Here is a 15,424-nt window from a genome sequence, read left to right as displayed (position 1 = left end):
ACCGCTACTCAAGTAGATGGCACTAGGCTCGCGCCGCGGGCGCTAACAACGTGAATTGCATTGCGCACGCATAGTTGATCGCACTGTGCCTGATCGCACTGTGGCGTTTGCCTACGGAGCTTTGGGCATTTCAGCGGCGTATTTCGCGAACGCTTTTGCGGTCGCCTCGGCATCAAAGTCACCTTGATACAGCACCACTCGGCAACGAATCGCCATCGTTTGGCCATTCTTTAGCGTAATCCCTTCGGTTTTGTCACCACCATTGAAATGGTAGTGGCCGAACGGGTTCGCGGCAAACAAGCCGTAGGTGCGAACGTGCCAACTGCAGGGTGCGGCAAAACTCGACGGATGATAGAAAACAGACATGCCAACAGTTTTGTTGTCGACGGGGCCCGAGTAATTCACCCAATTCGATTTCTTGGCCCAGGCTTTGGAATCGGTGAGCCCTTCGGCATTGGTGATCTTGCCGCCAAGCTTCGAGTCGACCTTCATTGTGCCAGCCACACGGATGCCAAAGCTTCCTTCTTTGGTGTCACCAAAGTTCACATCACCATCGGTCGCGCGTAGCACCACCTCAAAATCGATAATCCGTTTGCCATCCTCGGTGTGAAAGGTGGTGCGACGCGAATCCGATAACTGTCGTTTGCCTTCGGCGTCATTCCAGTCGTTTTCGGTCGTGATCACGACCGCATTGTTTTTCGCATCGACAATGGCTTCGCCAGCGGTCTGGACAATCCGCCCCGTCCCTTCATGCGCGTCGTCGATCCAAAAGTCGATTCCGTTGACCTCGCCGTGGGTAAACCAAAGAGAACGGTGATGGTCATGGTCTAATTTTTCGCCTTCGGTTCCCGATTTCATCGGGAAGTCACGCGTCATGGATTGTCCCCCCGGTCCGATCACGGGATACACAATCGGGAAACCGTTTTGATTTTCGATGTAGCCAGCAAATAGTTTCCCGTTGTCGTAAACCTTCCAACCTTGGGGCGAATCCGTTTTCTTGACACTCATGCCGTCCGTCTTCAAAGGCGAATCGGCCCACAGCAATGTCATCGAAGTCGATGCAATTAGCACTGTGAAAAGTGATCGAAGCAGAGATGTTTTGAGCAAATGCATGGAGGGTCCTAGAGAGCAAAACAAGGAGGGAAATGGGGCGAGGGTAAACGGAGCAACGTTTGGGAAAAACGGATCAGGGTTGAGCGTCTTCTTCGTTACTCGGCGAGGCTTCCGAGTCGACTTCGGGTTCGTCGGTAACATCCGTCGTGTCAAAGTCTAATTGCAACTTCTCGACACCGATATCAACAATCATCAAATCTTGACCGGGAGGAAGTTTCGTTTGCGATTCTAATTCATTGGTATGGCTGGGTACATCTTTTCCGATCACCGAAGCAATTTCGTGTCCGTCATCGACATCAAACGCCATTAAATCCAACGTTCGCGTACGGACTCGCGGATTGGGGAAAATCGATCGACCGCGAGTCAGCAGTACCACGGGCGAAGCATCCGGTTGATGAATGGTGCATCCCCATGGCTCTTCGAATTCCTTTTCCCACATCAATTTGCCGTCGTTTAACGAGATCGCAAACAATGCGTCGGTCGTTTCGTGATCGTTCCCTTGGCGAGTATGCAATTGAGAGGTCGGAGGAACATCATTTTGGTTGGGACGACGCATCGGCAGCAAGAAACATTTGTCTTCGAGTACCATCGCGTGCAGTCCGATCAGATCGGGATAGGCAGGCAATTTCACACTGCTAACTTCGTTTGCCTCGATCAAATCCCAAATTGCTGCGTTACCTTCGGTGTCCAGTAGCGAAAGGTAGCGTCCTCCGATCAAGCGACCGTACGAGGCAGGGATGTTTTCGTTGGTGCGGTTAGCTTCGTTGGCTCGCTTGTTGAGCTTGACTTTGTTCGTGAACGGATTGAACAAGCGGATTTCATATTCACGCGAGGTGCCTGTCGGTTGATACGCCAGCACATGCTCGCCCACGGCGGCCCAGATTTGCCCGTGTTCCCAAGCGACTTCTCGAAGTTTGGCACCATCATGCAGATTGAAGTAAACGATTCGTTTTTCGCTATCCGAGACCACAGCGATTTCGTTTCCGTCACACAACACGCTCCCGCTGGACGGGGCGTCCGAGTTACGCCACTGTGGTTCCGAAGTTAATAGATTAAGCGACATCAATTCGCCGCCTTGAAGCGCCAACACGCGGTCACCCAGGATCGGTCCCAAACTAAAGGTCGGTACCAAGTTGCGGGCGGTGGTACCATTGAGCAAGTATTGAAAGACTTGATCGCCAAATCGAGTCGGATTGCTGCGGCGTTTCAGCAGGGGTGAATCGTCACTGCTAAGGCTGTGTCGCCACAGCACCGATTCGTTCGCTTGGGACTCTAGACGATACAAGTCAACAGCGACCAGTGCGTTGGGGGTGACAACGATCATCACTCCGCCAGCGATCATCGCTTCGTTTTGACCCATGTCACGCTGTCGATTTTCAAGATCCAACGGGATTTGACGCGGATAGCCGAGCGGATTTCGCAGCGCCAATGCAAACGCTCCTTCGCTGACCAATCGCCAGCCAAGAAACTGTTGGCCCGCCAGCACGGTCGTTTCGGATACTTGTTGGTTCAGCGCCATTGTCGCTCGCATGCGAGTCGGACGTGGTTCCCATTTGATCTTCGCAGTATCAGCCCATTTGCGTTTCTCGATCAGTGGCAAGGTGGCGTCTTTGATTTGATCGAGCAATTCAGTGTCGGGGCCATCCTCACGCTCTCGCAGCATTTCCAGGATCTGAAGAGCATCTTTTGCGAAACCGCTCAACGAATGAACTTTGGCGAGATGAAATAATCGCGGAGTCGGCAGCGATTGCAATTGCTCGGGCGAGGCAAATCGGCTGCCTAATTGCAGGCTGTACGCACGCAACCATTCTTGATCTTTTTCAAGTCGGCCGGAAAGCTCCTCGCGAATGGAATCGGTAGCAGAGATCGATCCGAATTGTTGCAATAGTTTCCACAACAAATTGCTCGGGCTGTGTAGCTTTTCCGCGAACGAGTCGGCAAACAACTTGTCGACCTTCTCTCGTTCGGTCTCATCCATTTGGTTCGCTAATTCGGCAGAGCGAGCAGCGAGCCAAGCGTCGAGCGAGCATTGACGTGTTGGATCCGCAACAATGCGATTGGCGGCCCCGTCGCTTGCCGGATCCGTGGTCACGACATCGGACAACTTCAGCATGTATGTGGCGGCATCGACGTGTTGATTGTGTTGCAGCGCCGCTCGCACTCGCAATGCAAGAAGTTCCACACGTTGTTCTGGTTGATAGATCAAACGATCAAGCGTGTCGACCAACTCGCCGCTCACCTCAGGGGACTCTCTTAGCGAATCAAGCATCGCAGAGACCGATAACATCAGTGCGGTGTCGTTATCGGGTTCCTGCTCGCGTGCCTTGGCCAATAGTTTCAAGGCTTCCTCGCGTTCACCTCGTTGAATAAGAAGTTCGCCCTTGTGGATCAGTGCTTGAATGTCTTGCGGATTCCGGTTCAACGCTTGCTCGATCTTGGGTTCGAGCGAGGCCTCGCCATAGGCAACCGCTATCGAAGTTGCACCCTGCGACATCAATTCGCCCTGCGCCGCAATCAGATTGCCCAGCGGGAATCGCAGCGTGCGGCGATCCATCACCGAACCGTCCTTCAGTGACACTTTTACGATTTCATTCGAGGTGGTGGGTAGCAAGTAGAAGTCGTTACCGAACACACCGCGACCGGAAATGGTTTGCCCGACGGACAGCAAATCTGATTTCGTGGTCCACAGATTATTTCCCGTTTTCACATCGTAGGCACTCATTTGATTCGTTCCCACCAGGAAGAACCTGCCACCGCGAATCCCCGCCAGATACCGCATCGTGATACGATTTTTTTCAGGGAACAGCGACTCGCCAGTGACGACATCGAAGCCAAACAATCGATCCGACTCGATGGGGGTGATCAACAACGATTGCCCTGAAGCGATGCCTGCACCGTTGTGCCAACGTTGCATCAGTGGCACGGTTTCGACCCCTCGTCCACGACCGCTCATGGTGCGGGCGAATTCGTCGTTTCGGTTGAACACGACTCCCCAGCGAAGCATGCGGTCGGCCAAATCGAACGCCACCATGGCTCCGGCGCCGGTTGGACAAATCAACACTCCTTCATGGAAAGTCGGTGTCGCACCGGCGACGCGGCGGATGGGGTCGGTGTCGATGCCTCCGGTTTCGACAGCGACAAGATGTTGACGCCACAATTCGTCGCCTGTTGCCGGATCGAGACACACCAACAAAATATCGCCTGCGATTTCAACAATCGTGTAAAGGCGTCCGTCCAGCGGCAGTGGCGGACCCAAGAAAAATGCATCGCTTAGCGTCGACGCGGTGTCTTCGCTTTTACCCAACCGCCATCGCAATTTTCCTTCGCTCGCTAAATCGAGGGCGACCAATGTGTTGGAGCTGCTGTCGGTGGGACGGGTCCCCCGCATCCCCATGATCGGGCTAAATGACGCCATCTCCACTTCGCCCAGGTCGTCGACCATGAACACGCGTGTCCCGTCACTGCTGATTTCTCCGTAGGGCAAATCGTTCCAAACCCGCTGAGTCAGCAAATCAGCGGCATCGTCCTCGCCCGGAATCGAGTCGAATTCGATTTCTGTGGACTGGGAGCTTTGATAAGGTGAGAACCAGGGGTACATCCAAACTCGCTTGCCGCTGAGATAGTCCACACCGACAAGCCGTTCGGTGGTTCGCATTATCAATTGATTGCCGACACGAATCGGAGTCCAACTTGGTGGCGGCAACTTTCCGGTCGAAGCTAAACTCGAAGAGATTTCACGAAGCGTGCGACCTTGACGTGGACTCGCCGTGGTGTCGAGCAGCCAACGTTCGTTCTCAAGCGGCATCTCACCCTGACTGAGTTCATTGCGATTGGGCTCGCCGCCAAAAATGGCATAGTCGGCGTCGTTGCGTTCCACCACATCGCCCGCACGAAAATGTTGTTCGATCCAAGCGGCCAACTCATCGTTCTCAGGAAGCGGTTCCGATTTTCCGTTGACCGTGATCGTGGAACCCCGCATATTTAGATCCGCGATGCTGCGTCCGGAGATCTGGCACGCCGCCGCGTAAAACAACTTGACGGATTCACCCAACCGTGACATCGCTGCGGGCACTTCGACGATGTCATCCAACAATAGCGAAGCTGCCAACGCATGACCGGCGTAAAACTCACGGCGGGCGAGTAGCAACGACGCATCATAACCGGCGTCGGTATGGAAATACTTGCGACGAACCTCTGCCACGACTCGCCAATCACGCGATCCCGCAGCGTCATCAAGCATCTTGCGAGCAAGCGGCCCATAGCGAAGTTGATACATCTCGCGTGCCTTCGGTGGCAACTTGCCGACAATGTCTCGGGCACGATGAAATAGACTCTCGTTGAACCGCTTTTTGCTCTCAGTCGCGTCGCTCGCATCGAGGAAAAAATCTTGGCCGCTCAGCTCACTCTCGTCCATCGACCTCGAATCGCGTTGCAGCAAATCACCGAGTCGTACGACAGCGTCACTGTAACTCTCATTTTCAATCGAGCGTTCGGCGTCACGCAGTTGCTGCATCATGCTTCGCGGTGCTTCGATGAAGCGGCCCGACTGGGAGCCGCCAATCGGGCGAAAAAAGCCTTGTGCGGAACAATCTGCAGCCTCGTTTGCGAGGGCCAAGCCGCAGAGAAATACAACGCAATATCGAAATCGGTCCATGTTCATCAACGCCAGCACCGCAAGTCCTGTGAATGGTGTTCCGCTGCGCCAGCCGACGATATAGCCGGCGGCGACAAGAATTCCCTAAGCCGTATTGTACCGCAAACTCGCCACGTCATTGCAGCCGATGACTGTGAACATCCGCCCAACGAAGAACAAAAAACTGCCGTCTGGCTCTCCTGCGCAAAGCAGTGGCCGCCGACCCGCCAGCGGAGGTTGTGCGGGACTAGACGCTTTTAGATTTGGTGGCTTGGACACACGAGCGGATTTGCGTGAATACCTCATCCGGCGATCGGGTTCCGTCAATGTGCCGGACGATCCCTTGCCCCTTGTAGTAGTCCAACAACGGAGCCGTTTGAGTAAAGAAAACTCTCAGTCGGGCTGAGATCGTTTCCGCATTGTCATCCGCTCGCTCCTCGATCGTCGCACGCTTCAACAGTCGTGATACGAGCTCTTCTTGGCCGACACGAAGATCGAGCACCAAGTCGACGCGGTTCGCTTTTGATGCCAAATGCTCATCGAGCATTTGTGCCTGATTCAGCGTTCGGGGAAACCCATCAAACAAGCATCCGCCGTGACAATCGCCCTCTAGCAATCGCTTGGTCACGATCCGCATCACAAGGTAATCGGGGGCGAGTCGGCCCCCATCGATGTAACCGGCAACAATTCGTCCCAGCGCCGATTGCGTGCGAGTTCCTCGCAGCATCTCTCCCGTCGAAAGATGCGGGATCTCAAGCATCTGCGTTAATCGCTTGCATTGAGTTCCCTTTCCGGCACCGGGCGGTCCGATAAAGACGATCCGCATCGCACTATGCTCTAGAAACGCGTTAACTCAACGGGAAAACGGCTGCACACTGGCACTTCGCCGAGACAACCTGACGAAGTATTAGAGGCGAATCCACATGGGATTCGCCTCGATTTTGGCTTCCGGTCGGACCACTATACCACAGGCGAAACGCCGCCGCCGGCTCCTTCGAGCAAGCCACGATAGTTTCGCATCACCAAGTGCGAGTCGATCTTTTGAACCAAGTCAAAAGCAACACTCACCGCGATCAGCAATCCCGTACCGCCGTAGAAGCCCGCGATCGAATAAGGCACACCAAGTGAACCGTAAACAATCGTTGGCACAATCGCCACGATCGAAAGGAACGCTGCACCCACGTACGTGATTCGCACCATCACCTTTTCCAAGTAATCGGTGGTTCGCTTGCCGGGACGATAACCTGGGATAAACGTTCCGCTGTCTCGCAGGTTGTCCGACATCTCTTTCGGATTGAAAGTGATCGCGGTCCAGAAGAAACAGAAGAAGAAGATCAGAGCGACATACAACAAGTTAAAGATGTACGACGTCTGGTCGCTAAGCGTCAAACTGAACAAGTTCATGACGTTGAACACGCCCCCACCGCTTTCGAAGCGACCGGCCAAGAAACCGAACATTACGCCCGGGATCATCAACAAGCTGCTAGCGAAAATAATCGGCATGACGCCCGCTTGGTTAATTCGCAGTGGCAAGTGCTGGCGAGTTCCGCCATAGACGCGGCGACCGCGTGTGAATTTCGCAGATTGAGTCGGAATCTTGCGTTGTCCAAGCGTGATGAAGACCACCCCGAAGACGACGCCAACAAACAGCAGCACGAGCAGGATCAAGGTTTCGATCCCCACCTGGCCGCGGCTCAAACCGGTCAATTCGGTTTTCATATTGCGGATCAATTCGTAAAGCGCTTTTGGCATCTGAGCCAAAATGCCAGCCATGATCAGCAAACTGATCCCGTTGCCGATTCCGTATTCATCGATCTGCTCACCGAGCCACATCAAGAACACAGTACCGCAGGTCATTACCAATACGGCAACCATTTGCCAGCCAAAGTACAAGCCCGTGGCATCCGCGTTCAGGAAGTTCGGGTTGATATTGCCATAACCAGTGCTACCACCCGCCATCAACATGAACTTGAGGTACATGTAGCTTTGGATAACACAGATGAACACGGTCAAGTAACGAGTGTATTCGTTCAGCTTTTTACGACCGGCCTCGCCTTCCTTTTTCAACTCTTCGAGCGGCTTGTAGACGCTCCCGAGCAGCTGGAAGATAATCGATGCCGAAATATAGGGCATGATTCCAAGACCAAAGATGGTCGCTTGGCGAAGATCGCTCGCTGCGAACACGCTGACTTTCTCGAAGAAATCTGACGCCGCACCGCCCGCCGCATCGCCCATATTGGTTGCGATCATCGGCAATGGAATGTGGAATCCGATCCGATAGACCGCCAACAGACCAATCGTCAGCAGAACCTTCTTACGAAGCTCTGGAATCGAAAAAATGATTCGTAGTTTCTCAAACATACGTCTAGGCTATCTCAGAGTGTGGGACAGGTCTTTGTTTACAAGCCTGCCTAAATCCTAATGGCAACCTTTTCACGAAAAGGCCACCCCACGGTGTGAACGAAACGCGGTTCACTAACCACTATCGGCGGAGTCTACCGTTTAGGTGGATTTGGAGCGATAGGGAAGTGAGCGGTCGTCCATGAAAAAAAGGGTGAATGCACGCATCCACCCTTTTGATCTAAATTCTAATTTCGGTTCCTGGTACCAGGTTACGCTTTCGCAGCGGCTTGCTTCTTCAAGTCGGCGACGCGTTCTGCTGGAGCACGCTTGGCGATCAACTTGTTGATCGTTCCACCGGCTGCAGTGATTTTCTCTTCGGCCGATTTGCTGAATCGGTGTGCGGAAACAGTCAACTTCTTGGTCAACTCGCCATCGCCGAGGATCTTGACTTCGTCAAAGGTACCCTTGGCGAGATCTTTGTCAGCCAACATCTTCAACGTGACTTCCGCACCATCTTCGAACGCGTCGTTCAAACGACCGACGTTAACGGCGAATACCGAAGTCGCAAAGCGGTTATTGAAACCACGTTTCGGGATACGACGGAACATTGGCATCGCACCGCCCTGGAAGTTGGGCTTGCGGCTGTAACCGCTGCGGCTCTTGTGTCCATTGTGTCCACGGCCGGATGTTTTGCCGGTACCGCTACCTGGTCCACGACCAATACGTTTTCGGTTGCGGTGCTTGGTTATCCCGCGATGCACGTCGTTGAGGTTCATAACGAAACCTGAGTCAATTTCTAATGGTGATCGTTGTCTAGATGGTCGGCGAACTGGAACCGAATTATACGGTCATTTCGTCGAGTTCTACGCCTCGCAGAGCAGCGATCTGCTCGCGAGTACGCAGTTTGGAAAGTGCATCGATGGTCGCTTTGACCAAAGTGACTGGATTGTTGGTTCCGTACGACTTGGTCAAAATGTCGTGGATGCCGGAAGCTTCGCAAACCGCACGAACTGCTTGACCGGCGATAATACCCGTACCAGCACCGGCTGGAATGAGAAGTACCTTCGCCGCACCGAAGTGGCCCCAAACTTGATGAGGGATGCTGCCCTCAACGAGTGGAACTTCGATCAAGCTATGGGCTGCTTGCTTTTGTGCTTTTTGAACGCTCGGAGGAACTTCGTTGGCTTTGCCGTAGCCCCAGCCGACTTTGCCCTTGCCGTCGCCGACAACAACCATCGCCGCAAAACTGAAACGTCGACCACCTTTAACAACGGCAGCACAACGCTTGATCTTGACGACGCGATCCAGCAAATCACCGAGATGATTCTCTTCGCCCGAATTACGCTTGTTTCGTGGTCCGTTACTAATCGTTCTGTCCTCAGGAAATGATTCTTTGTCTACTCAGATCAAACTCTAGAACTGCAGTCCGGCTTCACGCGCGGCTGCAGCAAATGCTTTCACACGTCCGTGGTACTTGTTATGACCACGATCGAGTTTGACTGCTGTGACTCCGGCCGAAGTAGCACGTTCGGCAATCAATTTGCCAATCGCAGCTGCCGCGTCACTGTTGCCGCCATTGTTAACACTATCACGAACCGACTTGTCACGAGTGCTTGCACTCACGATTGTCTTGCCCGCTTCGTCGTCAACCAATTGGCAGCTAAAGTGCTTGAGTGATCGTTGCACGCATAGTCGAGGATGATCCGCACTGCCACGCAGTTTGTTGCGGACGTGATTACGTCGACGTACACGTTTCTTTTGAAGCTTCTTGTTCTTGTCCATCGTTCTATTCGCTAACTCTATGCCCAGTTTTATGTTTGACGCCGAATGACTACTTCGTAGCAGACTTACCAGGCTTGATCTTGACGTATTCGCCTTGGTATCGCACGCCCTTGCCCTTGTAAGGTTCTGGCTTGCGACATGCACGCACATCAGCGGCAAACTGACCAACGCTCTGCTTGTCACAACCCTGAATCACAATGTGAGTCTGGTCAGGACATGTTACTTGCAAATCGCTTGGGATTTTGCGTTGCAGCTCGTTAGCAAATCCAACGCGAAGTTGAAGAACGTCGCCTTTGATCGCTGCCAAATAACCGACGCCTACGATCTCGAGCTTCTTTTCGTAACCTTGGGTTACGCCTTCGATCATATTTTTTACGATCGCTCGCGTCAGCCCGTGAAGCTCACGAGAAGTCCGCTCGTCGTTGTCACGGCTGACGACCACTTCTTTGTCATCATCGTTAACGGTGATGGTGATTTCATCACGGTGTTCGAACGTCAACTTGCCCTTGGGGCCTTCTACTTCGATGACGTTGCCGCTAACAGCTACTTTCGCGCCACTGGCGATCTTAACCGGCTTTTTTCCGATACGGCTCATGGTTATGTCTTCGTTATCTGCAGCGAGGTCTACTACGAGAGCGTCGCCGATTGACTGTACAAAAATGTTGTTTGGATTAAGTTCGCAAGCGGGCCATTGATCGTTCGATCAATTCCGGCCCAGAATACGTACTAGGAAACTTCGCAAAGAACTTCGCCACCGACTTTGTCGCGACGAGCTTCACGATCGCTGATCACGCCTTTACTGGAACTGATGATGCTAATGCCCATCCCTCCGAGTACCGGACGCAACTCTTTGCTGTGGCTGTAAAGCCGACGGCCTGGCTTGCTGATTCGCTTGATCGATTGGATCACGCGTTCGCCGTTGGGGCCGTACTTCAATTCCAGGCGAAGGGTTGGCGAAGGGTTTTCTTCGTCAACTTCCTTCCAATCCCAGATGAAGCCTTCTCGTTTGAGCACATCCGCGATACCACGCTTAACGCGGCTCGTAGGAATGTCCACATACGGCTTCTCAACGCGTACCGCATTGCGAATTCGTGTAAGCATGTCGGCAATTGGGTCTGTCATCATAATTAGTGTTCTCCCCTTTGAATTACCAACTGGCCTTGCGAACGCCTGGGATCAACCCGATGTTGGCGTTTTCGCGAAAACAGATTCTGCACAAGCCAAACTTGCGGTACACCGACCGAGGACGACCGCAAAATTTGCAGCGATTCTCTTGTCGAGAGCTAAATTTGGGCTTTCGGCCGGCCTTCGCGATTTTTGATTTACTTGCCACGGGCGCTGGTTCCGTTGATTAATTCAGGGTCTTTGTTTTGATTCGTAATATGTGGGTCGGCTGCGTCCAACTCGACAATCGTGACTTTAAGCCGCGTCTGTACTTTTCTTCTTCTCGGCCTTAAACGGCATTCCGAACTGGGTCAACAGGTCGCGTGCTTCGTCGTTACTTCGTGCCGAGGTCACGATCGTGATGTTCATTCCCTGAGGACGAGTGAACTTGTCAGGGTTCAACTCCGAAAACACAGTTTGCTCGCTCAAGCCAAGCGTGTAGTTTCCGCGACCATCAAAAGCGTTTCGGTTGATTCCGCGAAAGTCACGGACTCGAGGCAAAACGATCGAAATCAAACGGTCCAAAAACTCATACATCCGTTGCCGGCGTAGGGTGACCATGCATCCGATTGGCATGCCTTCACGCAAGCGGAAACCTGCGATCGACTTGCGAGCCAAGGTGACCACTGGCTTTTGGCCTGTGATCTCGGTCATGGCTTCAATTGCCAGGTCGAGCACCTTTTTGTCGCCGGTCGCCGCACCAACGCCCATGTTCAACGTGATCTTTTCGACACGTGGAATTTGGTGTGGGTTCCCATAGCTATGTTGTTCGGCCAACGCTTTGCGTATGGTCTCTTCATAGCGAACTTGCATTCGTGGTTTGGATTCAGCCATTTTGGCTCAGCTACATCTAATGTGTTGAACGGTTGTATTTTGTTTGCTTTCAAGCCGACGCACTGGACGACTTGCAAGGATCTGCGGCTCGTGTGGCGAACTCATTCGTCCACCGATGTCACCGACTACTACTTTGCGTATTTTGCTCGTGCTGGAGCAACTTTGCCCAACGTCGCACCACTCTTCTTGGCGAAACGCTCTTTGCTGCCATCCGCCAAATAGCGAACGCCTACGCGAGTCGGTGTACCGGTGGTGGGGTCAATCAACATCACGTTGCTTGCCGAGATGGGCATTTCTTTGTTCAGACGCCCACCCTGTGGATTCTTCTGGCTACGACGAACGTGCTTCCAAACTCGGCCCGCACCTTCGACGACAACCTTATTTTCTTTACGATCGATCTTCAGGATCTTTCCTTTGTGCCCTTTGTCGGCACCCGCTGTCACCTGGACTTCATCATCAACGCGGAAAAACATGGCTAATCTGTACTGGGTTAAAAATTTGGATTGCTTAATCTATCGTGGTTTTCTAGAAAGCCAAGTCTCGAGAGCTCTTCAGAGCCCTGATTCTGGCGACTTTCCGTTATTAAACCACTTCGTTTGCCAAACTAACAATCTTCATGAAGCTTCGGTCGCGAAGCTCACGAGCGACGGCACCGAAAATACGAGTACCGCGAGGCGCCTTATCTTTGTCGATCAACACTACCGCGTTGGTGTCGAACTTGATGTAGCTGCCATCGGGGCGACGCGTTGGAGTCTTCGTACGCACGATTACCGCACGGACAATTGCCTTCTTCTTGACTTCACTGCCAGGAATCACGCTTTTGACACTGCAAATAATCACGTCACCCACACCAGCGAATCGGCGGCGGGTGCCTCCGAGTACTTTGATGCACATTACTTGTCGGGCGCCGGTGTTGTCGGCAACTTCAAGTCGGGATTCTTGTTGGATCATGATCTGTCGTGGCCAGTGGCCATTCCGCTACTAAACGAAAATTGTATGGGGATTAACGGTGGTTAAACCGTTTGCCTCGATCTGAATTCGTTCGAAAACGAATCACACCAAAGACATTACGCCTTGTCCGGCTCACCGGCGTGAGTCGCTTCCATGGCTTCCGCCTCGGCCGATGCCTTTCGAGCCGCACGAAGTGCAGCCAAATCGACTTCGGTGCTCTTTTCAAGCACGCGAACGAGTTTCCATCGCTTCAGCTTGCTCAGTGGCTCGGATTCGATGATCTCAACGCGATCGCCAGCACCCGACTCGTTGTTCTCGTCGTGGACGTAACAAATCGTCCGACTGCGAACATACTTCTTGTACTTAGGGTGTTTGACGACACGATTGATCTCGACACGACGAGTTTTGCTCATCTTGTCGCTGGTCACGGTTCCGGAAACAACGCGCTTTGGCATAGGTCTTTAGTACCCGTTGGCGGACGGGAAATTAGGAGTTAGTTGTGTTCGCCTTGGAACGCTCTGTTTGGATCGTTTTGACCCGAGCAATCGTGCGGCGGTTTTTTCTGATTTCGCTAGGAGTATTGAGTCGTTCCGATTGCGACTGGAACCGCAAACGAAACAGGGTTTCACCCGCTTCTTTTGCTGTTGCTTCCAGCTGATCGTCGCTCATCTCGCGAAGTTCGGTTGTCTTTGTCATAGCTTTGAAATGTCTTAGGTGTTGGCGAACTATTCGCGACGACCATCAATTTGGTCGCCGCATCGGACTCACATTATGCAGTGCGTCGTTCGACAAACCGAACTTTCACCGGCAGTTTGCTCGCTAAACGTGCGAAACAGACTTTGGCTTGTTGTTCGGTTACACCACTGAGTTCGTATAAAATGGTTCCCGGCTTCACGACCGCGGCCCAGAAGTCTGGCTCTCCCTTACCTTTACCCATACGAGTTTCCAACGGTGTGCTGGTTACTGATTTCGTAGGGAAGATTCGGATGTAAAGCTTTCCTTCGCCGCGGACGTATTGCTGGGCAGCGATACGACCGGCTTCAATCGTCGTGGCTCGAATCCAACCCGCATCTAGCGATTGAATACCGTAGTCACCGAAGACGACTGTGTTGCCGCGCGTCGCGCTACCTTTTATGCGACCTCTTTGGCTTTTTCGATGCTTGACCCGCTTGGGCATCAGCGCCATCGGATTCGTCTCCGTAAGTACCTTGATTAATCCAAACCTGAATCCCGATGTGCCCCTGTGGCGTCATCGCTTCAGTCGTTCCGTAATCGATCTTCGCTTGCAGGGTGCTCAACGGAATTGAACCCGCAATTTGTTTCTCACGGCGAGCCATTTCAGCTCCACCAAGACGGCCTGCCAATTGGATCTTGATCCCTTTGGCTCCGGCGTCCATTGTCTGCTCAAGCGATCGCTTCATCGTACGACGAAAACTCGATCGTTTGGTCAGTTGTTGTGCGATATCTTCGGCCACCAATTGAGCTTGCAGCTCGGGGCGTCCGACTTCTTCGACTTTCAAGTTGATGCGGCGTCCGATCAAGTTCTGAAGCTCAGCTTGCAGGATCTCAATTTCTTGACCCTTCTTGCCGATGATCAGACCTGGTCGTGCGACGTATAACATCACTCGAACTTCGTCTCGCGTTCGCTCGATCTCAATGCGATCGATGCCCGCGTTCTTGTATTGTGTCTTTTTGGGGTGCTTGGTAATGAAATTTCGCAACTTGCGATCTTCCACCAACAAGTCCGCAAAGTCCTGCTTCGACGCATACCAACGACTGTTCCAGCCGCGTGTAACGCCTAGTCGAAACGCAATCGGGTTGACTTTTTGACCCATAACTTAGGACTCGTGTGTTCTTTTCTAACGGGATTGGTGTGATTTCGCCGCTGCTTTCGCCGGGCGAAGCAATCGATTCGTCAAATTTGGTCGGATTAAACTTCGTCAATCGGCGTCAAGCCAACATGAATGTGGCTACTTCGCTTCTTGATCATGAACGCGGTACCGCGAGCACGAGGTCGGATGCGTTTGAGCATCGGACCGCCGTCGATGCGGACATCGGTCAGCACCAACTCTTCAGTCCGGTGACTGCGGCCATCGTTCTGGTCGGGATCTTGTGCGTTGCCGATTGCACTCTTGATGCACTTCTCAAGCATTCTTGCACCACGTTGGGGTTGAAACTTGAGCGTGTCGAGTGCCTCGTCGGCGTACATGCCTCGGACCAAGTTCGCCAGAAGACGCACTTTTTGTGCGCTGATTCTCGCGTTCCGGTAATGTGCTGTGAAACTTGCCATAACTTATCTCGTGTTCGGTTACACCAACGTGTTACTTCTTGCCGCCCTTGCCGCCGTGACCCTTGAAGGTTCGCGTCGGAGCAAATTCGCCTAACTTGTGACCAACCATGTCTTCGGAAACAAGCACCTTCACGTGCTTGCGACCGTCGTGAACCATGAACGTGATGTTCACGAACTCAGGCACGATCGTGCAAGCACGAGCCCAAGTCTTGATTGGTTCGGCACGTGCACCATCGAGTTGCTTTTGGACCTTGAAGAACAACTTCGGGTCGACGAACGGGCCTTTTTTGCTGCTGCGGCTCATAAATCAATCA

Annotated in this window: 19 protein-coding genes; all 19 read right to left on the bottom strand. The window is 52.9% G+C overall.

The window, feature by feature from the left end:
• Window positions 1–111 precede the first annotated feature (111 nt).
• The 19 genes from SH528x_RS29870 to rpsS all read right to left on the bottom strand — a co-directional run bounded on the left by SH528x_RS29870 (window position 112) and on the right by rpsS (window position 15,414).
• Window positions 112–1,113, bottom strand: coding sequence for a PmoA family protein (locus tag SH528x_RS29870; RefSeq protein WP_442507077.1), 1,002 nt, complete (start codon window positions 1,111–1,113; stop codon window positions 112–114).
• Between the two features lie 73 nt (window positions 1,114–1,186).
• On the bottom strand, window positions 1,187–5,767 hold the full coding sequence (locus tag SH528x_RS29865) for an outer membrane protein assembly factor BamB family protein (RefSeq protein ID WP_442507076.1): 4,581 nt from the start codon (window positions 5,765–5,767) through the stop codon (window positions 1,187–1,189).
• Window positions 5,768–5,993: 226 nt separating this feature from the next.
• Window positions 5,994–6,572: an adenylate kinase gene (locus SH528x_RS29860; protein ID WP_442507075.1), complete on the bottom strand. Its 579-nt coding sequence runs from the start codon at window positions 6,570–6,572 to the stop codon at window positions 5,994–5,996.
• Between the two features lie 134 nt (window positions 6,573–6,706).
• Window positions 6,707–8,107, bottom strand: coding sequence for a preprotein translocase subunit SecY (gene secY / locus SH528x_RS29855; RefSeq protein WP_339937242.1), 1,401 nt, complete (start codon window positions 8,105–8,107; stop codon window positions 6,707–6,709).
• Window positions 8,108–8,358: 251 nt separating this feature from the next.
• Window positions 8,359–8,865, bottom strand: coding sequence for a 50S ribosomal protein L15 (rplO, locus tag SH528x_RS29850; RefSeq protein ID WP_442507074.1), 507 nt, complete (start codon window positions 8,863–8,865; stop codon window positions 8,359–8,361).
• Window positions 8,866–8,929: 64 nt separating this feature from the next.
• Window positions 8,930–9,457, bottom strand: a complete 528-nt coding sequence (gene rpsE, locus SH528x_RS29845; protein ID WP_442512206.1) for a 30S ribosomal protein S5 — start codon at window positions 9,455–9,457, stop codon at window positions 8,930–8,932.
• A gap of 45 nt (window positions 9,458–9,502) precedes the next feature.
• Window positions 9,503–9,871 carry a 50S ribosomal protein L18 gene (gene rplR / locus SH528x_RS29840; protein ID WP_442507073.1) on the bottom strand — a complete coding sequence of 123 codons (369 nt, stop codon included), beginning with the start codon at window positions 9,869–9,871 and terminating at the stop codon, window positions 9,503–9,505.
• A gap of 49 nt (window positions 9,872–9,920) precedes the next feature.
• Entirely contained in the window at window positions 9,921–10,466 is a 546-nt protein-coding gene (rplF, locus tag SH528x_RS29835) for a 50S ribosomal protein L6 (protein ID WP_442507072.1), read from the bottom strand.
• A gap of 131 nt (window positions 10,467–10,597) precedes the next feature.
• Window positions 10,598–10,996, bottom strand: coding sequence for a 30S ribosomal protein S8 (rpsH, locus tag SH528x_RS29830; RefSeq protein ID WP_008703506.1), 399 nt, complete (start codon window positions 10,994–10,996; stop codon window positions 10,598–10,600).
• Between the two features lie 22 nt (window positions 10,997–11,018).
• On the bottom strand, window positions 11,019–11,204 hold the full coding sequence (locus tag SH528x_RS29825; RefSeq protein ID WP_442507071.1) for a type Z 30S ribosomal protein S14: 186 nt from the start codon (window positions 11,202–11,204) through the stop codon (window positions 11,019–11,021).
• Window positions 11,205–11,290: 86 nt separating this feature from the next.
• On the bottom strand, window positions 11,291–11,869 hold the full coding sequence (gene rplE / locus SH528x_RS29820) for a 50S ribosomal protein L5 (RefSeq protein WP_442507070.1): 579 nt from the start codon (window positions 11,867–11,869) through the stop codon (window positions 11,291–11,293).
• A gap of 128 nt (window positions 11,870–11,997) precedes the next feature.
• Window positions 11,998–12,342, bottom strand: coding sequence for a 50S ribosomal protein L24 (rplX, locus tag SH528x_RS29815; protein ID WP_442507069.1), 345 nt, complete (start codon window positions 12,340–12,342; stop codon window positions 11,998–12,000).
• Window positions 12,343–12,451: 109 nt separating this feature from the next.
• Complete coding sequence (gene rplN, locus SH528x_RS29810; protein ID WP_339937223.1) at window positions 12,452–12,820, bottom strand: 50S ribosomal protein L14; 369 nt, start codon at window positions 12,818–12,820, stop codon at window positions 12,452–12,454.
• Window positions 12,821–12,936: 116 nt separating this feature from the next.
• The gene (gene rpsQ, locus SH528x_RS29805; RefSeq protein ID WP_442507068.1) at window positions 12,937–13,275 is read right to left on the bottom strand and encodes a 30S ribosomal protein S17; all 339 of its coding nucleotides are present in this window, start codon (window positions 13,273–13,275) and stop codon (window positions 12,937–12,939) included.
• A gap of 31 nt (window positions 13,276–13,306) precedes the next feature.
• Window positions 13,307–13,516 (bottom strand): 50S ribosomal protein L29, encoded by a 210-nt coding sequence (gene rpmC, locus SH528x_RS29800; protein ID WP_442507067.1) that lies wholly within the window; start codon window positions 13,514–13,516, stop codon window positions 13,307–13,309.
• A 73-nt stretch (window positions 13,517–13,589) separates the two neighbouring features.
• A complete protein-coding gene (gene rplP, locus SH528x_RS29795; RefSeq protein WP_442507066.1) occupies window positions 13,590–14,006 on the bottom strand; it encodes a 50S ribosomal protein L16 in 417 nt (138 codons plus the stop codon).
• Window positions 13,945–14,655, bottom strand: coding sequence for a 30S ribosomal protein S3 (rpsC, locus tag SH528x_RS29790; RefSeq protein WP_442507065.1), 711 nt, complete (start codon window positions 14,653–14,655; stop codon window positions 13,945–13,947). The genes rplP and rpsC overlap by 62 nt, the downstream gene beginning before the upstream one ends.
• Before the next feature lie 95 nt (window positions 14,656–14,750).
• Window positions 14,751–15,110 carry a 50S ribosomal protein L22 gene (rplV, locus tag SH528x_RS29785; RefSeq protein WP_442507064.1) on the bottom strand — a complete coding sequence of 120 codons (360 nt, stop codon included), beginning with the start codon at window positions 15,108–15,110 and terminating at the stop codon, window positions 14,751–14,753.
• Between the two features lie 31 nt (window positions 15,111–15,141).
• Window positions 15,142–15,414 carry a 30S ribosomal protein S19 gene (rpsS, locus tag SH528x_RS29780; protein WP_442507063.1) on the bottom strand — a complete coding sequence of 91 codons (273 nt, stop codon included), beginning with the start codon at window positions 15,412–15,414 and terminating at the stop codon, window positions 15,142–15,144.
• Window positions 15,415–15,424 lie beyond the last annotated feature (10 nt).

Origin of the sequence: Novipirellula methanifontis (assembly GCF_052161655.1) — a bacterium.
In the GTDB taxonomy this organism is placed as follows: Bacteria; Planctomycetota; Planctomycetia; order Pirellulales; family Pirellulaceae; genus Novipirellula.
Note: the sequence above shows the minus strand (reverse complement) of the source record. Positions and strands in the feature narration are given on the sequence as shown.